The following is a 23416-nucleotide window of genomic DNA, read 5'->3' on the forward strand; positions in this document are numbered from 1 at the left end:
TTGATGAAAGGAAGTAATATGGTGGCTGAATCGATATCTAAACATAAACGAAATATCATTGTAGCAGTAATGTTACTTAGTGCATTCATCGCGATTCTTAACCAAACACTGTTAAATACTGCACTTCCTCACATTATGCGAGAGTTAAATATCAGTGAAAATATAGCACAATGGCTTGTAACGGGGTTTATGCTAGTTAATGGGACAATGATTCCACTGACTGCATACTTGATGGATAGAGTTAAAAGTAAGACTTTATTCATTGCCTCTATGGGAACATTTTTATTAGGTTCTATTATTGCAGCAATTGCACCTAATTTTGCAGTGCTTATGATCGCCCGAGTAGTTCAAGCTATGGGAGCCGGCGTTATCATGCCTTTGATGCAATTCACCTTATTTTCTTTATTTTCAAAAGAAAAAAGAGGTTTTGCCATGGGTTTAGCTGGCTTAGTCATTCAAATGGCACCTGCGATAGGGCCTGCATTTTCGGGATTAATCATCGATAATACGAGTTGGCGTGTGCCATTCATAATAGTTGTGGCTATTTCAGCTGTTATTTTTATTTTCGGATGTAGCGCTTTAACGAGTTATAATGACATTAAATATACGATGTTGGATAAGCGTTCTGTGATATATTCAACACTTGGTTTTGGATTGATATTATATGCATTTAGTAGTGCGGGCAACTTAGGATTTACTAATTTATTAGTCGTAGTTTCATTTGTAATTGGTCTCACGATTGTAGGTATCTTTATTTATAGACAGCTACACATCGATAATCCTATTTTAAACTTGCGCGTATTTAAAAGTAGAGTTTTTACATTTAGTACGATTACTTCTATGATTTTAATGATGACGAATGTCGGTCCTGCATTACTTATTCCATTATATGTGCAAAATAGTTTAGGATTGTCTGCGTTTTTATCAGGTATGGTCATTATGCCTGGCGCAATATTAAATGGTATATTATCTATATTTACTGGAAAGTTTTATGATAAATATGGTCTTAAACCACTCGTTTATACTGGATTTATTCTACTCATACTAGCTACGTTACCATTATGTTTCTTGCAGTATGATTCATCTTATATGTTTCTAGTTATAATCTATGCATTGAGATTAGTAGCAATCTCTTTACTAATGATGCCAATTAATACCACAGGGATTAACGTGCTCGACAATAAAGATATTTCGCACGGAACAGCTATTATGAATTTTGCACGCGTCATGGCTGGATCCCTGGGGACTGGACTAATGGTAACATTGATGAGTATTGGTGCTAAATGGATACAATCTTCTATTTCTCAAGAAACGAGTAAGGTAGTAGCTCAAAGACAAGCTGTGGCGGCAGGAGTAGATTTAGCATTTATGGTCGTAACTGCTTTCATTATCATTGCATTTATATGCTCATTTTTTATTCAAGAAAAGAAGACTACCATTAGCCGTAAATTATAAAATTTAGCAGTTTGCTCAGTGTAAAGGCTTGAGCTAACTGCTTTTTTTATAATTATAAAACGTTTATACTGAATTCGAATGTTAAAATAATACATAATGAATAGTATTAAAACAACTAAAAGGGGGATTAAAGTTGTTATCAGAAGAAAAAGTAAGCGCGCTCGTTGGTGCAATTAAAGATCCAATACTTAATGTGCCCTTGAGTGAAATCAACGGCATTAAAGAAATAAAAATAAAAGAAGAAATCGAACATGTCAGCGTGAAGGTTGCTATGGCTCAACTTGGTGGAAAAACACAATTAGATCTTCAGATGAAAATTGTCAACACATTGAAAGAAAATGGGGCAAATACAGTAGGAATAAGATTTGAACAATTACCGGACGAAATTGTAGAACAATATCGTGGAACTACTAAAGAGCAGCCTAATACAATTGAAGGCTTATTGTCAAAAGATAATCCAGTAGAATTTATTGCCATTGCTTCTGGTAAAGGTGGCGTAGGAAAATCAACCGTAGCTGTAAATCTCGCAGTTGCTTTAGCAAGAGAAGGGAAAAAAGTAGGTCTTGTTGATGCTGATATATATGGTTTTAGTGTCCCCGATATGATGGGAATTGATGAGAAACCGGGCATTGAAGGAAAGACAGTAATTCCAGTCGAAAGATATGGTGTGAAAGTTATCTCAATGGCATTTTTCGTTGAAGAAAATGCACCCGTTATTTGGCGCGGTCCGATGCTTGGAAAGATGCTAACGAATTTCTTTACTGAAGTAAAATGGGGAGAATTAGATTACTTGATTCTAGATTTACCTCCTGGCACCGGAGATGTTGCACTAGATGTCCATACGATGTTACCTTCAAGTAAGGAAATTATAGTAACGACACCACATCCAACTGCTGCATTTGTCGCTGCACGAGCTGGGGCAATGGCAAAGCATACGGAACATTCAATAATCGGTGTTATTGAAAATATGAGTTACTTTGAAAGTAAAGAAACAGGAAATAAAGAGTATGTCTTTGGTAAAGGCGGCGGCATGAAGTTAGCTGATGAACTTAATACACAATTATTAGGCGAATTGCCACTTGAACAGCCATCATGGAATCCTAAAGATTTTTCACCATCCATATATCAACCAAATGATAGACTAGGAAAAATTTATACGTCTATCGCACAAAAGGTGATTGCAAGTACTATAAAATAACGGTGATTATGTATCAATTAAGGTGCACTTTAATTTATTTTTATAAGTGCACCTTTTTCTATTGCATTATTTATAAAAGATGATAGAATATTCATTTGTGAGCTATAATACATCTAACTTTATGCACACATAATTATTTTAATTTATATCGATTTAATGATTGACTTATACAAACAGTCTTGATAAGATATAAAAGTCGTCGAAAAACAATTGTAAAGCAATTTTAAAGAAGATTGAAATGGTGTAAAACTTACCATTGAAAACCTTATAAAATTGAAATATAATAATTTAAGTAAACGACATAAAGCAATTGACTTTTGAAGTTATTGTAAGTATAATGAAAGAGATTGCTTTTAAAATGAACATTGAAAACTGAATGACAATATGTCAACGTTAATTCCAATAATGTAACAAAACGTTACAAAAGATTTAATTAGTATTTATGAGCTAATCAAACATCATAATTTTTTATGGAGAGTTTGATCCTGGCTCAGGATGAACGCTGGCGGCGTGCCTAATACATGCAAGTCGAGCGAACAGATAAGGAGCTTGCTCCTTTGACGTTAGCGGCGGACGGGTGAGTAACACGTGGGTAACCTACCTATAAGACTGGGACAACTTCGGGAAACCGGAGCTAATACCGGATAATATGTTGAACCGCATGGTTCAATAGTGAAAGATGGTTTTGCTATCACTTATAGATGGACCTGCGCCGTATTAGCTAGTTGGTGAGGTAACGGCTCACCAAGGCAACGATACGTAGCCGACCTGAGAGGGTGATCGGCCACACTGGAACTGAGACACGGTCCAGACTCCTACGGGAGGCAGCAGTAGGGAATCTTCCGCAATGGGCGAAAGCCTGACGGAGCAACGCCGCGTGAGTGATGAAGGTCTTAGGATCGTAAAACTCTGTTATTAGGGAAGAACAAACGTGTAAGTAACTGTGCACGTCTTGACGGTACCTAATCAGAAAGCCACGGCTAACTACGTGCCAGCAGCCGCGGTAATACGTAGGTGGCAAGCGTTATCCGGAATTATTGGGCGTAAAGCGCGCGTAGGCGGTTTTTTAAGTCTGATGTGAAAGCCCACGGCTCAACCGTGGAGGGTCATTGGAAACTGGAAAACTTGAGTGCAGAAGAGGAAAGTGGAATTCCATGTGTAGCGGTGAAATGCGCAGAGATATGGAGGAACACCAGTGGCGAAGGCGACTTTCTGGTCTGTAACTGACGCTGATGTGCGAAAGCGTGGGGATCAAACAGGATTAGATACCCTGGTAGTCCACGCCGTAAACGATGAGTGCTAAGTGTTAGGGGGTTTCCGCCCCTTAGTGCTGCAGCTAACGCATTAAGCACTCCGCCTGGGGAGTACGACCGCAAGGTTGAAACTCAAAGGAATTGACGGGGACCCGCACAAGCGGTGGAGCATGTGGTTTAATTCGAAGCAACGCGAAGAACCTTACCAAATCTTGACATCCTTTGACCGCTCTAGAGATAGAGTCTTCCCCTTCGGGGGACAAAGTGACAGGTGGTGCATGGTTGTCGTCAGCTCGTGTCGTGAGATGTTGGGTTAAGTCCCGCAACGAGCGCAACCCTTAAGCTTAGTTGCCATCATTTAGTTGGGCACTCTAAGTTGACTGCCGGTGACAAACCGGAGGAAGGTGGGGATGACGTCAAATCATCATGCCCCTTATGATTTGGGCTACACACGTGCTACAATGGACAATACAAAGGGCAGCGAAACCGCGAGGTCAAGCAAATCCCATAAAGTTGTTCTCAGTTCGGATTGTAGTCTGCAACTCGACTACATGAAGCTGGAATCGCTAGTAATCGTAGATCAGCATGCTACGGTGAATACGTTCCCGGGTCTTGTACACACCGCCCGTCACACCACGAGAGTTTGTAACACCCGAAGCCGGTGGAGTAACCATTCGGAGCTAGCCGTCGAAGGTGGGACAAATGATTGGGGTGAAGTCGTAACAAGGTAGCCGTATCGGAAGGTGCGGCTGGATCACCTCCTTTCTAAGGATATATTCGGAACATCTTCTACGAAGATGCGGAATAACGTGACATATTGTATTCAGTTTTGAATGTTTATTAACATTCAAATAAATCGTTTTAAAAGAGAGCGTTTGACAAATAATACTATTTGCCAATGCTTCATTTAAAATTGATTGTTGTACATTGAAAACTAGATAAGTAAGTAAATTAGATTTTACCAAGCAAAACCGAGTGAATTAGAGTTTTAAATAAGCTTGAATTCATAAGAAATAATCGCTAGTGTTCGAAAGAACACTCACAAGATTAATAACACATACACACTTATATAATTTTGAAAGAAAACGTTTGTCAGGCGAGGCTTTGAAGCATTTCTAAGCGCAGTTTACTAATGTAAATGAGCATTAGAAATGATGAAACAACAAAGCATGCGCGCGTTTGACTCAAAATGAATGAGCTTTAAAATGGTGAAACGAAGCCATATGAATGCGATTGACTTAAAGCGCAGTGTGGAAGATTAAGTTATTAAGGGCGCACGGTGGATGCCTTGGCACTAGAAGCCGATGAAGGACGTTACTAACGACGATATGCTTTGGGTAGCTGTAAGTAAGCATTGATCCAGAGATTTCCGAATGGGGAAACCCAGCACAAGTTATGTTGTGTTATCGACATGTGAATACATAGCATGTTAGAAGGCAGACCCGGAGAACTGAAACATCTTAGTACCCGGAGGAAGAGAAAGAAAAATCGATTCCCTGAGTAGCGGCGAGCGAAACGGGAAAAGCCCAAACCAATAAGCTTGCTTATTGGGGTTGTAGGACACTCTATACGGAGTTACAAAGGAATATATTAGACGAATCATCTGGAAAGATGAATCAAAGAAGGTAATAATCCTGTAGTTGAAAATATGTTCTCTCTTGAGTGGATCCTGAGTACGACGGAGCACGTGAAATTCCGTCGGAATCTGGGAGGACCATCTCCTAAGGCTAAATACTCTCTAGTGACCGATAGTGAACCAGTACCGTGAGGGAAAGGTGAAAAGTACCCCGGAAGGGGAGTGAAAGAGAACTTGAAACCGTGTGCTTACAAGTAGTCAGAGCCCGTTAATGGGTGATGGCGTGCCTTTTGTAGAATGAACCGGCGAGTTACGATTTGATGCAAGGTTAAGCAGGAAATGTGGAGCCGTAGCGAAAGCGAGTCTGAATAGGGCGTTGAGTATTTGGTCGTAGACCCGAAACCAGGTGATCTATCCTTGGTCAGGTTGAAGTTCAGGTAACACTGAATGGAGGACCGAACCGACTTACGTTGAAAAGTGAGCGGATGAACTGAGGGTAGCGGAGAAATTCCAATCGAACTTGGAGATAGCTGGTTCTCTCCGAAATAGCTTTAGGGCTAGCCTCAAGTGATGATTATTGGAGGTAGAGCACTGTTTGGACGAGGGGCCCCTCTCGGGTTACCGAATTCAGACAAACTCCGAATGCCAATTAATTTAACTTGGGAGTCAGAACATGGGTGATAAGGTCCGTGTTCGAAAGGGAAACAGCCCAGACCACCAGCTAAGGTCCCAAAATATATGTTAAGTGGAAAAGGATGTGGCGTTGCCCAGACAACTAGGATGTTGGCTTAGAAGCAGCCATCATTTAAAGAGTGCGTAATAGCTCACTAGTCGAGTGACACTGCGCCGAAAATGTACCGGGGCTAAACATATTACCGAAGCTGTGGATTGTCCTTTGGACAATGGTAGGAGAGCGTTCTAAGGGCGTTGAAGCATGATCGCAAGGACATGTGGAGCGCTTAGAAGTGAGAATGCCGGTGTGAGTAGCGAAAGACGGGTGAGAATCCCGTCCACCGATTGACTAAGGTTTCCAGAGGAAGGCTCGTCCGCTCTGGGTTAGTCGGGTCCTAAGCTGAGGCCGACAGGCGTAGGCGATGGATAACAGGTTGATATTCCTGTACCACCTAGTATCGTTTTAATCGATGGGGGGACGCAGTAGGATAGGCGAAGCGTACGATTGGATTGTACGTCTAAGCAGTGAGACTGAGTGTTAGGTAAATCCGGCACTCATAAGGTCAAGCTGTGATGGGGAGAGGAAATTGTTTCCTTGAGTCGTTGATTTCACACTGCCAAGAAAAGCCTCTAGATAGATAACAGGTGCCCGTACCGCAAACCGACACAGGTAGTCAAGATGAGAATTCTAAGGTGAGCGAGCGAACTCTCGTTAAGGAACTCGGCAAAATGACCCCGTAACTTCGGGAGAAGGGGTGCTCTTTAGGGTGCAAGCCCAGAAGAGCCGCAGTGAATAGGCCCAAGCGACTGTTTATCAAAAACACAGGTCTCTGCTAAACCGTAAGGTGATGTATAGGGGCTGACGCCTGCCCGGTGCTGGAAGGTTAAGAGGAGTGGTTAGCTTCTGCGAAGCTACGAATCGAAGCCCCAGTAAACGGCGGCCGTAACTATAACGGTCCTAAGGTAGCGAAATTCCTTGTCGGGTAAGTTCCGACCCGCACGAAAGGCGTAACGATTTGGGCACTGTCTCAACGAGAGACTCGGTGAAATCATAGTACCTGTGAAGATGCAGGTTACCCGCGACAGGACGGAAAGACCCCGTGGAGCTTTACTGTAGCCTGATATTGAAATTCGGCACAGCTTGTACAGGATAGGTAGGAGCCATTGAAACGTGAGCGCTAGCTTACGTGGAGGCGCTGGTGGGATACTACCCTAGCTGTGTTGGCTTTCTAACCCGCACCACTTATCGTGGTGGGAGACAGTGTCAGGCGGGCAGTTTGACTGGGGCGGTCGCCTCCTAAAAGGTAACGGAGGCGCTCAAAGGTTCCCTCAGAATGGTTGGAAATCATTCATAGAGTGTAAAGGCATAAGGGAGCTTGACTGCGAGACCTACAAGTCGAGCAGGGTCGAAAGACGGACTTAGTGATCCGGTGGTTCCGCATGGAAGGGCCATCGCTCAACGGATAAAAGCTACCCCGGGGATAACAGGCTTATCTCCCCCAAGAGTTCACATCGACGGGGAGGTTTGGCACCTCGATGTCGGCTCATCGCATCCTGGGGCTGTAGTCGGTCCCAAGGGTTGGGCTGTTCGCCCATTAAAGCGGTACGCGAGCTGGGTTCAGAACGTCGTGAGACAGTTCGGTCCCTATCCGTCGTGGGCGTAGGAAATTTGAGAGGAGCTGTCCTTAGTACGAGAGGACCGGGATGGACATACCTCTGGTGTACCAGTTGTCGTGCCAACGGCATAGCTGGGTAGCTATGTATGGACGGGATAAGTGCTGAAAGCATCTAAGCATGAAGCCCCCCTCAAGATGAGATTTCCCAACTTCGGTTATAAGATCCCTCAAAGATGATGAGGTTAATAGGTTCGAGGTGGAAGCGTGGCGACACGTGGAGCTGACGAATACTAATCGATCGAAGACTTAATCAAATATATGTTTTGCGACGCAAAATCAATTTTACTTACTATCTAGTTTTGAATGTATAACATTCACTTGTCTGGTGATAATGGCAAGGAGGTCACACCTGTTCCCATGCCGAACACAGAAGTTAAGCTCCTTAGCGCCGATGGTAGTCGGACTTACGTTCCGCTAGAGTAGGACGTTGCCAGGCAAGTTATATTAATCCACAGTAGCTCAGTGGTAGAGCTATCGGCTGTTAACCGATCGGTCGTAGGTTCGAGTCCTACCTGTGGAGCCATGGCTCCTTGGTCAAGCGGTTAAGACACCGCCCTTTCACGGCGGTAACACGGGTTCGAGTCCCGTAGGAGTCATTATTTTATGGAGAATTAGCTCAGTTGGGAGAGCATCTGCCTTACAAGCAGAGGGTCGGCGGTTCGAACCCGTCATTCTCCACCATTTTAAATATAAGTCGGAGGGGTAGCGAAGTGGCTAAACGCGGCGGACTGTAAATCCGCTCCTTCGGGTTCGGCAGTTCGAATCTGCCCCCCTCCACCATTTTATGGGCTATAGCCAAGCGGTAAGGCAACGGACTTTGACTCCGTCACGCGCTGGTTCGAATCCAGCTAGCCCAGCCATTAGAGCCATTAGCTCAGTTGGTAGAGCATCTGACTTTTAATCAGAGGGTCAGAGGTTCGAATCCTCTATGGCTCATTGTTTGCACTTTCTCTCAGGAAAGTGCTTTTTTTATTTTTATCAAAAATTTTGACATAAATTATAGTGTTCATATGACAGTTATTATAATGATTGGTATAATTAATATCATGAAATTGAAACCGGAGGAGATGTCATGGATTTTTCTAATTTTTTTAGTAATCTAAGTACTTTAAAAATTATAACAAGCGTACTTGACTTGATTATTGTTTGGTACGTTCTCTATCTTCTCATTACTGTCTTTAAAGGAACTAAAGCGATTCAACTGCTCAAAGGTATAGTTGTTATTGTCATCTTTCAACAAATTAGTAAAGTGCTTAATTTGACAGCAACTTCTAAGTTGTTTGACATTGTCATTCAATGGGGAGTACTTGCCCTTATTGTTATCTTCCAGCCTGAAATAAGACGTGCACTTGAACAATTAGGTAGAGGAAGTTTGTTTAAACGCTATACTAATACTTACAGTCGTGATGAAGAGAAATTAATAGAAGCTGTTTCGAAAGCTGTGCAATATATGGCTAAAAGACGTATAGGCGCTTTGATTGTTTTTGAAAAAGAAACAGGCTTACAGGATTATATTGAAACGGGAATTCCTTTAGATTCAGATATTTCACAAGAGCTATTAACGAATGTGTTTATTCCTAATACTCCGTTGCATGATGGTGCAATGATTATTCAGGGAACTAAAATTGCCAGTGCTGCAAGTTATTTACCATTATCTGATAGCGCAAAAATATCTAAAAGTTTAGGTACAAGACATCGTGCTGCAGTCGGAATTTCTGAAGTTTCTGATGCTTTCACCGTGATTGTATCTGAAGAGACGGGGTCTATTTCAGTTACTTTTGATGGAAAGTTGAGACGAGATATTTCAAATGAAGTATTTGAAGAACTACTAGCTGAACATTGGTTTGGCTCACACTTTCAAAAGAAGGGTGTGAAATGACATGTTAGAAAATAAATGGGGCTTACGTTTTGTAGCATTTATATTGGCACTATTTTTCTATTTATCTGTGAATAATGTATTTGGAAATATTTTTAGTAACAATGACTTATCTCAAAATTCATCCAAGACGATTGAAGATGTACCTGTTCAAGTAATTTATAATACAAAAAATTTGCATGTAACTAAAGCACCAGACACAGTTGATGTAACGATTTCAGGACCTCAATCTAAATTGCTTAAAATTGAGAACGCAGATGATATTAAAGTTGCAGTAGATTTGTCTAAAGCAAGAGCAGGTAATTATAAAGAAGATTATGTGGTAAAGGGATTAAGCAATGATATTAATTATAATGTGAAGCCTAAGCAAGCACATGTAACTTTAGAAGACAAAGTGACGCGTACAATGCATGTCACGCCTGATATTAGTAATAACGATATTGCTGGTAACTATAAAGTAAGCGAAGAAAAGGTATCTCCTGAAACTGTGAAGGTTACAGGTGGTAAAGAACAGTTAAATCAAATTGCTTATTTAAAGGCAACATTTAGAAATGCCAATAAAATTGATAAAGATACAACAGATATTGCTGACATAGCGGCTTTTGATAAACAATTAAATAAATTAAATGTTACAATTCAACCAGACAGCGCTAAATTAAGTGTAAAGGTTAAGCCGTATTCTAAAAAAGTTAAAGTAAATGTTAAAACGGTTGGATCTTTACCAAATAATGCAAAAGTACAGAACATCAAACTTGATGATGATGAAGTCGAACTATTTGGCAACCGAGATGATTTAGCAAATATCAAAGAAGTTACAGCTGAAATAGATTTAGATGATGTTAAAGAAAATACGAGTCAGACCGTGAAATTTAAATTGCCTGATCATGTGTCGAAACTTGACCCGAGTGAAACAAACGCAGAAATTACAATAAATTAATAAAAAGTAGAGGAGTATTTTTGATGGGGAAATATTTTGGTACAGATGGAGTAAGAGGTATTGCAAATAAAGAATTAACACCAGAACTCGCCTTTAAATTAGGGCGTTATGGTGGCTATGTATTAGCGCATAATGAGAATGAAGCGCATCCTAAAGTTCTAGTAGGTAGAGATACGCGTGTATCTGGAGAAATGTTAGAAGCTGCTTTAATTGCAGGATTAGTCTCAATCGGAGCAGAAGTTATGAGATTAGGTGTGATATCAACGCCTGGTGTTGCATACTTAACAAAAGAAATGGGTGCTGAATTAGGCGTCATGATTTCAGCATCACATAATCCTGTTGCAGATAATGGTATTAAGTTTTTTGGTTCAGATGGTTTTAAATTGTCAGATGATCAAGAAAACGAAATTGAAGCCCTATTAGAACAACAAAATCCTGAATTACCTAGACCAGTGGGACAAGATATTGTACATTATTCTGATTATTTTGAAGGAGCACAAAAATATTTAAGTTTCTTAAAATCAACAGTAGATGTTAATTTAGAAGGTATGAAAATTGCGTTAGACGGCGCTAACGGATCAACGTCTTCATTAGCACCGTTCCTTTTTGGTGATTTAGAAGCAGATACAGAAACAATTGGCTGCAGTCCAGATGGGTATAATATCAATGAAAATTGTGGTTCAACTCATCCAGAAAATCTTGCTAAAACTGTATTAGAAACAAACAGTGATTTCGGTTTAGCCTTTGATGGTGATGGTGATCGTATCATTGCGGTTGATGAAAATGGTCAAATCGTGGATGGTGATCAAATCATGTTTATCATTGGCCAAGCGATGCATAAGAATCAAGAATTAAAAAAAGATATGATTGTTTCAACTGTCATGAGTAATTTAGGTTTTTATAAAGCTTTAGAAAATGAAGGTATTGCTTCAAATAAAACTAAAGTAGGCGACAGATATGTTGTTGAAGAAATGAGAAAAGGTGACTACAACCTAGGTGGTGAACAATCTGGACATATTGTAATGATGGATTACAATACAACAGGTGATGGTTTATTAACAGGTATTCAATTAGCTTCAATCATTAAAATGAGTGGTAAACCTCTAAGTGAATTAGCGGCACAAATGAAAAAATATCCACAATCACTTATAAATGTAAGAGTAACAGATAAATATAATGTGGAAAAAAATGAAGATGTGAAAGCTGAAATAGCAAAAGTTGAAGCTGAAATGAATGGAGAAGGTCGAATTCTAGTAAGACCTTCAGGAACTGAACCACTAGTTCGTGTAATGGTGGAGGCTTCTACAGATGATAATGCAAACCGCTACGCCGAACAAATTGCTCAAGTTGTAGAAGCAAAAATGGGCTTAGAAAAATAAAATAAGTTAAACATTGTAATGTAAAGCTAATGAAGCATATTTAAATTGTTTCATTAGCTTTTTTTCTTATAAAATGTTTTTTTAAAACTTCACATTAGTTTTCCAGAGATTAAATTTGCTCAAGGAACTACAACACTTAAAAAATAAATATGACACATTTATTTTTTATAGCGCAAAGTTATATTTAGTAGTGTAAAATTATTTTAACATCTCGGTTATTCTAAGAATTTTAAATAAAATTCAGTATAATGTTGTGAAAATATTTGCAATATAACTTTCAAACATTGTAAAATAAACATTAATGGAAAGGAGGAAAGTGAATAAAAACAATTATAGCGCCTGTGCAATTGTTTAAATACATGTTGACGACCAACAACTAATACAAGAGAGTTGTTAGAGACATTTATTTAACTTTTGTAGACGAGGAGGATAGTGATCGAAGTGATCGGCGGATGCTATCCCGGATGTGGCTCATTCGACAGCTTATTAAATAAAACATTGAGGTAACTTAATGGACAAAATTAATAAGATCGCCAAACTAATATCATGAAAAATAAAGTATAAGGGCTTGTTTTTATGTTTCTACAAATAGAGCTGTAATTTGCTTTTGAAACGATAGAACGACAGGCTTGTTTAACTTTGCTTAAATGAAGGTATGACAGATGATTGCTAATCTAAATTACAGCAATACGTCATATAATGTACTTTATTATTTCTAATGGAGGAAATTAAATATATGTGCGGAATTGTAGGTTATATAGGTTATGATAAGGCCAAAGAATTATTATTATCAGGGTTAGAAAAATTAGAATATAGAGGTTATGATTCAGCAGGTATTGCTGTTGCTAATGAAGAGGGAACAAAGGTTTTTAAGGAAAAAGGTAGAATCGCTGAATTACGCAAAGTGGCTGACAATAATGATATTGATGGATCTATTGGAATCGGTCACACGCGTTGGGCTACACACGGCGTCCCTAATTACCAAAACTCACATCCACATCAATCAACAAGTGGACGCTTTACATTAGTTCATAACGGTGTAATTGAAAATTATGAAGAACTAAGAGATAGCTATTTAACAGATGTAACATTGGTATCTGATACAGACACTGAAGTTATCGTTCAATTAGTAGAATATTTTTCAAATAAAGGGTTATCTACTGAGGAAGCTTTTACTAAAGTTGTATCTCTCTTACATGGCTCTTATGCTTTAGGTTTAATAGATGAACAAGACAAAGATACAATCTTCGTTGCTAAGAATAAATCACCTTTATTAGTTGGTCTTGGAGATCATTTTAATGTTATTGCTTCGGATGCTTTAGCAATGATTAAAGTTACGAATCAATATAAAGAAATTAAAGATCATGAAATTGTTATCGTTAAAAGAGAAAGTGTAACAATTAAAGATTTAGATGGCAATATTCAAGAACGTGATGCATATACAGCTGAAATTGATGCTTCAGATGCTGAAAAAGGTGTTTATGCGCACTATATGCTAAAAGAAATTAATGATCAACCAGCTGTCATGAGACGTATTATCCAGGAATATCAAGATGGACAAGGTAATTTAAAAATAGATGCTGATATTGTTAAAGATGTTGCTGAAGCAGACCGTATCTATATTATTGCAGCAGGTACAAGTTATCACGCCGGTTTGGTAGGTAAAGAATATCTTGAAAAATGGGCAGGTACGCCTACAGAAGTGCATGTAGCATCAGAATTTGTCTATAATACACCTCTACTATCTAAAAAACCATTATTTATCTATATTTCACAATCTGGTGAAACGGCTGATAGTCGTGCAGTGTTAGTTGAATCTAATCGACTAGGACATAAGGCATTGACCATTACGAATGTTGCTGGTTCTACGCTATCACGTGAAGCAGATCATACACTGTTGTTACATGCTGGTCCAGAGATTGCGGTTGCTTCAACAAAAGCATATACGGCACAAATTGCTGTATTGGCAATATTATCTCAAGTAATTGCCAAACATCATGGTCATGAAGCAGATATAGATTTATTAAGAGAGTTAGCTAAAGTAACGACAGCAATTGAAACAATTGTAGATGATACACCAAAAATGGAGCAAATTGCGACAGACTTTTTAGCAACTACACGTAATGCCTTCTTTATTGGTCGAACAATGGATTATAATGTCAGTCTTGAAGGAGCACTGAAATTAAAAGAAATTTCATATATTCAGGCTGAAGGTTTTGCGGGTGGAGAATTAAAACACGGTACGATTGCACTTATTGAAGAAGGAACACCAGTAATAGGGCTAGCCACTCAAGAAAAGGTGAACTTATCTATTCGTGGTAATGTCAAAGAAGTTGTTGCACGCGGTGCACATCCATGTATTATTTCAATGGAAGGCTTGGAAAAAGAAGGAGACACATATGTAATTCCTCGTGTTCATGAGTTGTTAACACCTTTAGTATCAGTAGTTACATTGCAACTTATTTCATATTATGCAGCGTTGCATAGAGGATTAGATGTTGATAAACCACGTAATTTAGCAAAATCAGTGACGGTTGAATAAATTAGTTAACATATATAGGGAGTAGGACAATAATAGGTATTTAGAAATACCCAAGCTGGTTTTTCGAAATTTAAACTAATATTGTCTTACTCCTTGTTTTTTTATAGGAAGACGTTATTAAACTTTTCAGTAAGTTTATTTGCTATAATTATTCTCATTTCAAAGACTATTTGTAGCGCTATAAGTAAATTTCAACATTGGCCAATAATTGTCTATAATGAAGATAATTACATCAGAAGATGATTACCTTAGGAGGTTACAAAGAAAGATGGATATAATTAAAGCAATATTTTTAGATATGGATGGTACGATCCTACACGAAGATAATACAGCTAGTGGTTATACTAAAGAAGTAATAGACCAATTGCGAGCTAAGGGGTATAAGGTCTTTCTTGCTACAGGGCGTTCTTATGCTGAAATTAATCAGCTTGTTCCTAAAGGATTTACAGTTGATGGTATCATAAGTTCCAATGGTACCAGTGGTGAGGTCAAAGCGCATAATATATTTCGACATAGTTTAACACAAGAAGCGGTAAATAAAATTGTTCAATTAGCACAACAACAACATATATATTATGAGGTCTTTCCATTTGAAGGACAACGCCTTGCACTGCAACAAGATGAATCTTGGATGCGTGGCATGGTGAGGGAAGAAGAACCACAAAACAATGTAGGGATTAGCGAATGGCGTTCTCGTAAAGACGCGCTCAAAGGTAAGATTAACTGGGTTAAAACATTGCCTGAAACATCATATTCTAAAATATATTTATTCACTACAGATTTAGCACAAATTACTCAGTTTAGGCAGTCACTTATTGACCAACAATTAAGTTTGAACATTAGCGTATCTAATTCATCTCGCTTTAATGCTGAGACGATGGCATATGGTGTTGATAAAGGCAGTGGCATTGCTGAAATGATTGCGCATTTTGGTATTCAACAGCAAGAGACGCTTGTCATTGGAGATAGTGATAATGATCGCGCGATGTTTAAATATGGTCATGTTACGGTAGCCATGAAGAATGCACGTCCAGAAATAAAGGATTTGACTGACGATGTTACGGTTTATGATAATGAAGAAGATGGTGCAGCACGTTATTTAGCAGATAGATTTTTATAACCAAGTTGGGACATAAATACAAAGTATTAAGATTGTAATGTTAAAATCTTTTCTTCGCTATGATTTTTACAATATAATTTGAAGTGATTAAAACTGATGCTTCTATAAATAACGTATATTGCGTCATGTTATCATTATTATACATAAGGCACCTCGTTTATTTAGTTTAGTAATATTTATTAAATGATACGAAACTGCCTTATTTTTTAAGCATTTAAAGGTGAAATTACATGTTAATACGAAGTATTGTGAAAATAGAGAACAGCAGCAAGATATTTTCTAATTGAAAATGATCTTACTGCTGTTTTTTTAGGGATTTATGTCCCAGCCTGTATTTTATTTTTGACGTTCATCAATCGATGTGTGTATTTGTTCGTCAGTTGGTTTAGTCGTGTGTGTTTCTGTAGATGTTGTATTATTAGAAGCTAAATCATTATCATCTTGTGAATTTAATGATTCGGATTTGTTCTTTTTGCTACTTTTTTTATCCTTTTTAACTTGAGACACATTGACTGGTTCTCCGTTGCGAATAAAGTATTGAACAACACCTAAAGTATTTAAGTAATGTATTATAATAGTGATAATTGCCACTAGTATGATTATAGCAATATGAATGTTATAAGCCAGTGTTTGTGACATATTTTGTAATAAATAGATATCCAACGATGATATAAGTGATATGATGAGTGCGATTAAGTTAATCAATAACACACCTACAAAAAATTTAAACCACGTTTTTTGTCCATTCGCAATTCCTTTAAAACCGTCTTCTAATGAGGCAATAGCTGTTTTATTACGGTCTTGAGTAAATTGTACAGTACTGTTTATCATAGGTATTAATACAATCCACAATAGAATTGAAATAATAAATGAAACAAAAACAAATGTTACAATTTGAATAATCAATAACGTATTTTGACTCTGAATTTCTAAAGGTTTAATTAATTCTCCAACAATTTTGAAGAGATATTTTAAAAGAAATGCATGTATCCAAGTTAAAGCGATATATAGTATTAAACTGATGATACCGAGTAAAATACTAGAAATGTATTTGCCACCTTTAAATGAAACAAGTAAATCTGAAAAGCCAAATTTTTGCTTTTTAATAGATTTTGATATGACATTAATAGAACCAGCTAGTAGTTGATATCCAACAAGAAGGAATATAATCGCTATAACAACCAAAACAATGATATTAATCGTCTGTAATTGCTCCTGTAATTGTTGAGGATCAACATTACCTTTTTGTATCAAAGTCTCTTGCATGTCATTACTAACTTTACTTAGATATAGTTTTGGAAGAAATTGACAAAGCACAAAGAGAATTAACACATTGATCATTGCAAAAACAAATGTTAACAACCAATGTGACTTTGTATTTTTGATTGCTAATTTATGAAATTTAAACAAAATGAAGCACTCCTTTACGTTAATATAAATACAATATCAAAATTTGAAAAAATTTTAAATGAATATCTAACATATTATGACATTAAGTGTTAGAATATGCTAATAAATGAACTAATGAAAGGAGATATCATCATGAAAATTGCAATTATAACCGATGTGCATGGAAATTATGATGCACTAGAAACTGTTTTGGATGATATTGATCGTAGAGAAGATGTTGATAAAATTATAAACTTAGGTGACAATATTGGAATTGGTCACGAGACAAACAAAGTATTAGACAGCATCTTTGAACGTGAAGACATGGAGATGATTGCAGGCAATCATGATGAAGCGGTGATGTCAATAGTTAATGGCACACCTTATCCGGAAGACTTAAAAGATAAATTTTATGAACATCATCAGTGGATTGAAAGTCATCTTGACGAAGAATATCATGAGGTATTAAATCAGCTTCCACGATTTATTGAACAAACCATCTGCGGTAAAAAAATGCTATTTATTCATTATGAAATTGATAATAGTAAATTAAATACTACAATCGATGGACAACCTTTTAGTCCTATAGTTGAACCAAGTGCACAAAATATGTCAACGCTTTTCCAAGATAAAGATGCTGATGTGATTGTTTTTGGACATAATCATACGTTACATTTATTTGATGATAAGAAGAAACTGTACTTTAATCCAGGCTCTGTTGGTCTTAATAATGGTGCTTATGCCGTATATGGCATTCTGACAATTACTGATAGTGAATTCTCGGTGGAAAGAATCAAATTACCTTATGATAATGAAGAATTTCTTTTAGGATTTAGTGAAAAGCATGTTCCAGCAAAACAATTAATATTTGATAAATTTCTTTAAAAAATAAAGCTATCGTAGTTCCTAGTAAAGAAAGGATACGATAGCTTTTCAATTTAATGCTGGTGTACGTGAGCATGTGAATGATGAAGTCCTGTACATAATGTGGACGTGTCATGTTTATGTTTAGGTGTTTCTAACTGTATGGTCATGTGATGAACATTTAAATGTGATAAGTCATGTTCGATACGTTCGAGTAGTAATTCACATTGCTCTACAGTAAGGGCTTCACTTACTACGGCATGGCAGCTCAATGCATTCATATCATTTGAAATCGTCCAAACATGATAATCGTGAACATTTTGAACTTGACCATGTTGTGTAATAGTTTGAATTATTGCTTCTAAATCAACATCTGTTGGTGTTCCTTCCATCAAGATATTAAGCGATGATTTGGTAATGCCGAAAGCACTTTTTAAAATTAATAGTGAAACAATAATACTTGCTATAGGATCAGCCAGTGTAAAATCAAATAACCATATTAGTATAGCAGCAACGATAGCACCTAATGAGCCCAGTAAATCACCAAGCACATGAATAAAGGCACCACGCATATTTAAATTATGATGCGTATCACCACTTTTAAACATAATTGCTGCGACTATGATATTAACAAGTAATCCCATTACACTGATAACAAACATTTCAGTTGACTGTACTTCTGGTGGTGCGAAGAAACGTTTAATTGCTTCTATAATAATGAGTACACTTATAATAAATAGAGTTACACCATTAAATAATGCCGCTAACACTTCAAAACGTTTATAACCAAAGGTTTTTGAAGTTGTAGCATTTTTTTCTGCATAGATAAAAGCAATAAGTGCTATGCCTAGTGAGACGGTATCACTGAACATATGGATTCCATCTGAGAGCAAAGCTAAGCTATTAGCGAGATAACCTCCGATAATTTCAATCAACATAAATGAGCCAATGATTAAAAACGAAATAAGTAATACTTTTTTGTTATTTGTGTGTACATGACCGTGGACATGGTCATGATGATGTTGGTGTGTGTGATTAGTCATGATAAGATCCACCTTCTTTTGGATGATTTGCATGATGAATGGCTTGTTTTAACAACGTAGCGACATGTTGGTCATCAAGAGAATAAATCATAGATTGACCAGCACGCTTGGCCTTAACAAGGTGAGTTTGCTTCAACAATTTTAATTGATGAGAAACATTAGATTGGCTCATATTTAGCGTATGTGAAATATGGCCAACACTTGCTTCACCTTCTTGAAGTAATTCCATAATTCGAATACGATTTATATCACTTAATGCTTTAAAAATTTGGGTTACACGAGTAAGCGTATCGAAATCAGAACGATGTGATGGCATATGAGTCATATCCTTTCTATATTTATGAATATATGTTCATATATTAATATAACTTTTTCTCATTGTTTGGTCAACTTATTCAAGAAAGTTAATGTTTGCCAGTTAAATGTAAGTGGTAAAATACAAATTAGCATTTCAAAAGGAGGACGTTATTATGGCTATTTTATTAATTGGTGCAAACGGTGGCGTTGGTAGTCAACTAGTTAAACAATTTAAAGCACAAAATGAAGATTTTACAGCCGGTGTTCGAAAAGAAGAACAAGTTTCTAAATTACAAGATGAAGGAATTCAAGCAATACAAATTGATGTTGAAAAAGATGATATTGATACGTTAATACAAACGTTTAAACAATTTGATACTATCATTTTCTCAGTAGGTAGTGGTGGTAGTACAGGAGCAGATAAAACCATTATTGTCGACTTAGACGGTGCAATAAAAACAATGATTGCTAGTAAAGAAGCAAAAATAAATCATTATGTAATGGTCTCAACATATGATTCACGTCGTCAAGCATTCGATGCTTCGGGTGATTTAAAGCCATATACCATAGCTAAGCATTATGCAGATCATTACTTAAGAGCATCAGGTCTAAACTATACAATCGTCCATCCTGGTGTGTTAACCAATGATGCTGGCACAGGACAGATTGATGCAGGTTTATATTTTGAAGGTAAAAATGCTATTCCTAGAGAAGATGTTGCGCGCGTGCTTAACGAAGTATCGACAAGTAATCAATATATGAATCAAGAATTTCAAATTATTGCAGGTGATAAATCGATTACAGAAGCGTTAGCTAGCTATAGACAGAAATAATTAACAAGTTAAATCAAATAATAAGAAGCTGGTCATATATTCACTCATGATACCAGCTTCTTTTTTTATAAAAGCATGATTACATTTTGCATTTATATTGTATTTTGAATGAAAAAGTAAAGCGCTTGCAATATTGTAAATAACGCAATTACTGTCAAATGTGATACAATCACTAGTGTTAAGTTAGCTATGTTATTATAAACTTAAGTAACGATAATAAATTTGAACTTTAAATGGCTAAATTAGCTTTTATAATAGACATAAATTTTGAAGAGGGGGGCTATGATGCCACTATTTTTAGAGCCAATATTTCACGAAAAGATTTGGGGTGGTGATAAACTCGAATCATTCGGTTATCACCTACCAGACAAACCAATAGGTGAATGTTGGTGTATCTCAGCTCACTCAAATGGTAAAAGTAAAATCTTAAATGGACAATATGCTGGTCAAACATTAGACCAAGTATGGACAGAGCATCGAGAATTATTTGGTGATTTTCCCAGTAAAGAATTCCCATTATTATGTAAAATAGTTGATGCAACGGCCCCGTTATCTATTCATGTGCACCCGGGAGATTCATATGCATATGAACATGAAAATGGACAATATGGTAAATCTGAATGTTTATATATTATAGAAGCAGCTGAACAGGCTGAGATTGTCTTAGGTACGACGGCACAATCACGAGCAGAAATGGCACAGGCTATAGAAGAACAACAAGTGGAAAGTATATTAAAACGTGTTCCTGTGCAAGCTGGTGAATTCTATTTTATTCCTGCAGGTACATTACACTCAATTAGCGCTGGCGTGTTAGCCTATGAAACGATGCAAAATTCAGATATATCGTATAGAATATATGATTTTAAACGTCATCGTCCTAATCAAACAACGCCTTTTCTTAATATAAATAGGGCCTTGGATGTTATAGAATACGGAATTGAAGTACCGAAATTAGTGCCTGAAAGTAAAATTATAGAGAATCATAAATGTTCACATATTGTATCCAGTGATTTCTTTACAATGGTAAAATGGGAAATTTCAGGTACTTTAAACTACATGAAGCCGAGAGAATTTTGTCTAGTATCGGTACTTGACGGTGAGGGCCAGATGATTACTGATGGAGAAATTTATAGAATTCAAAAAGGAAGCCATTTTATATTGACTTCAGAAGATTTAGATAGTGTATTTGAAGGGGATTTCACATTGATTATCAGCTATCTATAAAGAAATTAGTCTGTTTCTTGAATATTGGGAGGTATAAATTTGAAGCAATTTTTATACATTTCATTAGTTTGTGGTGTTATTGCTGGTGCAGGTATCTTTTTTAATGTGCCACATTATCCTACACGACTTATTCCTCAATTTATTGCGTTGATGGGTGTCATCAGTGCAATATTAACATTAAAAGATCATAAAACAAGTGGATTGTTATCATTAGGGGGTGTAATGATAAATTTAATGCCGCTTCTAGCAAGTATTGTGGGTGTTCAGCAATAATAGGAACCAAATAGCAATTAGATGATGAATACTACATCTAAGTAGAAAATATTATAAGAGAAAGTCATAAGCATATAGGCTAGTGATTTTCTCTTTTTTTAAAATATGGTATTGAATTTTATGTTATATCTAATTGCTAATTTTTATGAAATTACACAAGATTTTTACGTGAAGTATGATAAAATGAAAAGAAATCATAAGAGAAAGTATTTTTTCTCACAATGAATAATTAGGGTTAGGAGTTTCATAATGACTGAAGCAGTAAATTACTTTTGGCTAAATTGTGGCTATACAAGATGGAATCATAATGAACCATTAATTGAACAAACGACATTATTTGAATCAGGAGCTCAATTTAATCCTTCTCAAGGTTTTAGAGCATTTAAAAAAGCAGAAATTGGCGACAAAGTGATATTTTACCAAGTTCAAACAGATACTGGTTTATTAGGATTAGGTGAAATCACTAGCGTTCAAACAGGCGCTCAAAATAAAATTCGAGTCACTTTTCGATTTGATGAGCTACTAAAACCATTAACGATTGACTTTTTAAAACGCAGTGAAGCATTAGATTATAGAATGAATAATATGAAAGAAACTTTATTTAATCAACTAACTAAAGAGGAATTTGATCTTATTGTCGCCTTAGGACAAGGCCAAGAAAAATTACCACGCTATTTCTTTTTAGCTGAGTCAGAAGCGTTTGAACCTGGGGAAATTTATACAATATATACACATACCTATAATGGTATTAAACGAAATGGTTACCATTTTTATAATCAATTAGAGGTTGGTGACAACCTAGTATTTTATAATAGAAATAAAAATCAATCTGTCATTGGTATTGGAGAAGTGACTAAGCATATTCATGAAAAGCCACCCATACCTGGTAGAACGAATAGCACCGCAATCGAAGTGCGCTATGATAAAAATATAACACCAGTGACATTAAGCCAATTAAATAAACATCCAAAGTTAAAGAATTTATACTTTTTACAAGAAAATGCGAAACAGGCAATTGCTAGTATGTCTCAAACTCAATATGATGCCATTATTGATATGAGCAAAAATGATGGTGTAAATAAGCCATTTGAGACAATTAATCAACCTGTACATAGCGAACAAACTAAAGATGAAGCGCTTAAACCATTTATCTTACTTGTTGTAGGGCAACATGACGAAGGATTAAAAGCAGCAAATGAATTATTAGATAAGACCAATGCTAATCCAGTCATAACAACTGGACACCCTGATTTTTCTGAAGAAATGTTGTATGGTAAATACTTACCAAATGAAGCAGGTGCATTATATTATCGTGAAGGATTTATTACACATTTAATGCCTAAAAACGATAAAAGTTATTTAGTCATTGATAATTTTAACCGTGTTGATTCAGATATTTTTCAAACGTATATCAATGTGTTGGAAGGCTATGAAGTGACATTGCCACGATATAATAAAGATGGACAAATGATTATATGGTCACGCCAGAAAGATTCATTTTATCATTTTAATCCTAATTGGCATATTATTGGTATTACTTATGATGATATTGATGTAATTAAAGAGAAATATTCAGCTCAATTTTTAAAATATACACGCATTGTTAAAGTAAAACAAGATAAATAAAGTAGTCTTGTTCATGATATAACCTTTTGAAAATATTTTAAGTAGTGACAGTAAAAATAAGATAAAGCTATTCCTTTATGGAATAAGCCTTACAATACAAAATATTGAAATAAATGGAGCCACACTATGACAAAGTAGTGTGGCTCTTAAACTGCAATAATTGATTTTGCCTGTTTCTTAAAT

15 protein-coding genes, 6 tRNA genes and 3 rRNA genes are annotated in these 23416 nt (G+C 36.6%); 21 read left to right on the forward strand and 3 right to left on the reverse strand.

Features of this window, described 5'->3' with window-relative positions; genetic code table 11:
- Positions 1–18: 18 nt before the first annotated feature.
- From AL499_RS10765 to AL499_RS10840, 16 genes are all read left to right on the forward strand, one after another.
- Positions 19–1455, forward strand: a complete 1437-nt coding sequence (locus AL499_RS10765) for an MDR family MFS transporter (RefSeq protein ID WP_002492273.1) — start codon at positions 19–21, stop codon at positions 1453–1455.
- A gap of 133 nt (positions 1456–1588) precedes the next feature.
- On the forward strand, positions 1589–2653 hold the full coding sequence (locus AL499_RS10770) for an Mrp/NBP35 family ATP-binding protein (protein ID WP_002492226.1): 1065 nt from the start codon (positions 1589–1591) through the stop codon (positions 2651–2653).
- A 467-nt stretch (positions 2654–3120) separates the two neighbouring features.
- A 16S ribosomal RNA gene (locus tag AL499_RS10775) occupies positions 3121–4671 on the forward strand.
- 491 nt (positions 4672–5162) lie between these two features.
- Positions 5163–8084 (forward strand): 23S ribosomal RNA (locus tag AL499_RS10780).
- Between the two features lie 67 nt (positions 8085–8151).
- Positions 8152–8266, forward strand: a 5S ribosomal RNA gene (gene rrf / locus AL499_RS10785).
- The 16S, 23S and 5S rRNA genes sit together here with 6 tRNA genes alongside, the layout of an rRNA operon.
- A 12-nt stretch (positions 8267–8278) precedes the next feature.
- Positions 8279–8353 (forward strand) — tRNA-Asn (locus AL499_RS10790).
- 1 nt (position 8354) lies between these two features.
- A tRNA-Glu gene (locus AL499_RS10795) sits at positions 8355–8426 on the forward strand.
- A 9-nt stretch (positions 8427–8435) separates the two neighbouring features.
- A tRNA-Val gene (locus AL499_RS10800) sits at positions 8436–8511 on the forward strand.
- Between the two features lie 15 nt (positions 8512–8526).
- Positions 8527–8610, forward strand: a tRNA-Tyr gene (locus AL499_RS10805).
- A gap of 5 nt (positions 8611–8615) precedes the next feature.
- A tRNA-Gln gene (locus AL499_RS10810) sits at positions 8616–8690 on the forward strand.
- A 3-nt stretch (positions 8691–8693) separates the two neighbouring features.
- Positions 8694–8766 (forward strand) — tRNA-Lys (locus tag AL499_RS10815).
- Between the two features lie 136 nt (positions 8767–8902).
- Entirely contained in the window at positions 8903–9709 is an 807-nt protein-coding gene (gene cdaA / locus AL499_RS10820) for a diadenylate cyclase CdaA (protein ID WP_002461294.1), read from the forward strand.
- Position 9710: 1 nt separating this feature from the next.
- On the forward strand, positions 9711–10643 hold the full coding sequence (locus tag AL499_RS10825; RefSeq protein ID WP_002461293.1) for a CdaR family protein: 933 nt from the start codon (positions 9711–9713) through the stop codon (positions 10641–10643).
- A gap of 23 nt (positions 10644–10666) precedes the next feature.
- Positions 10667–12022 carry a phosphoglucosamine mutase gene (gene glmM, locus AL499_RS10830; protein ID WP_002461291.1) on the forward strand — a complete coding sequence of 452 codons (1356 nt, stop codon included), beginning with the start codon at positions 10667–10669 and terminating at the stop codon, positions 12020–12022.
- 736 nt (positions 12023–12758) lie between these two features.
- Positions 12759–14564 carry a glutamine--fructose-6-phosphate transaminase (isomerizing) gene (glmS, locus tag AL499_RS10835; protein ID WP_002478930.1) on the forward strand — a complete coding sequence of 602 codons (1806 nt, stop codon included), beginning with the start codon at positions 12759–12761 and terminating at the stop codon, positions 14562–14564.
- A gap of 268 nt (positions 14565–14832) precedes the next feature.
- Complete coding sequence (locus AL499_RS10840; RefSeq protein ID WP_002478931.1) at positions 14833–15684, forward strand: Cof-type HAD-IIB family hydrolase; 852 nt, start codon at positions 14833–14835, stop codon at positions 15682–15684.
- A gap of 336 nt (positions 15685–16020) precedes the next feature.
- On the opposite strand, the gene AL499_RS10845 is transcribed toward AL499_RS10840, so the two are convergent.
- Positions 16021–17094, reverse strand: coding sequence for a hypothetical protein (locus tag AL499_RS10845; RefSeq protein WP_002461288.1), 1074 nt, complete (start codon positions 17092–17094; stop codon positions 16021–16023).
- 132 nt (positions 17095–17226) lie between these two features.
- On the opposite strand from AL499_RS10845, the gene AL499_RS10850 reads away from it, so the two are divergent.
- The gene (locus AL499_RS10850; protein WP_002478934.1) at positions 17227–17958 is read left to right on the forward strand and encodes a metallophosphoesterase family protein; all 732 of its coding nucleotides are present in this window, start codon (positions 17227–17229) and stop codon (positions 17956–17958) included.
- Between the two features lie 53 nt (positions 17959–18011).
- Here AL499_RS10850 and czrB read toward each other — a convergent pair whose 3' ends face one another.
- Together czrB and AL499_RS10860 are read right to left on the reverse strand one after the other, a co-directional pair.
- Entirely contained in the window at positions 18012–18980 is a 969-nt protein-coding gene (czrB, locus tag AL499_RS10855; RefSeq protein WP_002492350.1) for a CDF family zinc efflux transporter CzrB, read from the reverse strand.
- Entirely contained in the window at positions 18973–19296 is a 324-nt protein-coding gene (locus AL499_RS10860; RefSeq protein ID WP_002461285.1) for an ArsR/SmtB family transcription factor, read from the reverse strand. Before AL499_RS10860 ends, czrB begins: the two co-directional genes overlap by 8 nt.
- Before the next feature lie 154 nt (positions 19297–19450).
- Between AL499_RS10860 and AL499_RS10865 the strand changes: the two genes are divergently transcribed.
- The 4 genes from AL499_RS10865 (at position 19451) to AL499_RS10880 (ending at position 23233) form a co-directional block, all read left to right on the forward strand.
- Positions 19451–20110, forward strand: coding sequence for an SDR family oxidoreductase (locus AL499_RS10865; RefSeq protein ID WP_002492363.1), 660 nt, complete (start codon positions 19451–19453; stop codon positions 20108–20110).
- A 285-nt stretch (positions 20111–20395) separates the two neighbouring features.
- Positions 20396–21334 (forward strand): type I phosphomannose isomerase catalytic subunit, encoded by a 939-nt coding sequence (locus AL499_RS10870; RefSeq protein ID WP_037540525.1) that lies wholly within the window; start codon positions 20396–20398, stop codon positions 21332–21334.
- A gap of 39 nt (positions 21335–21373) precedes the next feature.
- Positions 21374–21607 (forward strand): hypothetical protein, encoded by a 234-nt coding sequence (locus AL499_RS10875; protein WP_002492351.1) that lies wholly within the window; start codon positions 21374–21376, stop codon positions 21605–21607.
- A gap of 249 nt (positions 21608–21856) precedes the next feature.
- The gene (locus tag AL499_RS10880) at positions 21857–23233 is read left to right on the forward strand and encodes an EVE domain-containing protein (RefSeq protein WP_002492368.1); all 1377 of its coding nucleotides are present in this window, start codon (positions 21857–21859) and stop codon (positions 23231–23233) included.
- The last annotated feature ends 183 nt before the right edge of the window (positions 23234–23416 follow it).

The sequence above is a fragment of the Staphylococcus lugdunensis genome (assembly GCF_001558775.1).
Classification (GTDB): Bacteria; Bacillota; Bacilli; order Staphylococcales; family Staphylococcaceae; genus Staphylococcus; species Staphylococcus lugdunensis.

Bases quoted from the DNA above. Each gene is read 5' to 3' on its own strand.
- AL499_RS10765 (WP_002492273.1), top strand. From the start codon at position 19: ATGGTGGCTGAATCGATATCTAAACATAAACGAAATATCATTGTAGCA.
- cdaA (WP_002461294.1), top strand. From the start codon at position 8,903: ATGGATTTTTCTAATTTTTTTAGTAATCTAAGTACTTTAAAAATTATA.
- AL499_RS10825 (WP_002461293.1), top strand. From the start codon at position 9,711: ATGTTAGAAAATAAATGGGGCTTACGTTTTGTAGCATTTATATTGGCA.
- glmM (WP_002461291.1), top strand. From the start codon at position 10,667: ATGGGGAAATATTTTGGTACAGATGGAGTAAGAGGTATTGCAAATAAA.
- glmS (WP_002478930.1), top strand. From the start codon at position 12,759: ATGTGCGGAATTGTAGGTTATATAGGTTATGATAAGGCCAAAGAATTA.
- AL499_RS10840 (WP_002478931.1), top strand. From the start codon at position 14,833: ATGGATATAATTAAAGCAATATTTTTAGATATGGATGGTACGATCCTA.
- AL499_RS10850 (WP_002478934.1), top strand. From the start codon at position 17,227: ATGAAAATTGCAATTATAACCGATGTGCATGGAAATTATGATGCACTA.
- czrB (WP_002492350.1), bottom strand. From the start codon at position 18,980: ATGACTAATCACACACACCAACATCATCATGACCATGTCCACGGTCAT.
- AL499_RS10860 (WP_002461285.1), bottom strand. From the start codon at position 19,296: ATGCCATCACATCGTTCTGATTTCGATACGCTTACTCGTGTAACCCAA.
- AL499_RS10865 (WP_002492363.1), top strand. From the start codon at position 19,451: ATGGCTATTTTATTAATTGGTGCAAACGGTGGCGTTGGTAGTCAACTA.
- AL499_RS10870 (WP_037540525.1), top strand. From the start codon at position 20,396: ATGCCACTATTTTTAGAGCCAATATTTCACGAAAAGATTTGGGGTGGT.
- AL499_RS10880 (WP_002492368.1), top strand. From the start codon at position 21,857: ATGACTGAAGCAGTAAATTACTTTTGGCTAAATTGTGGCTATACAAGA.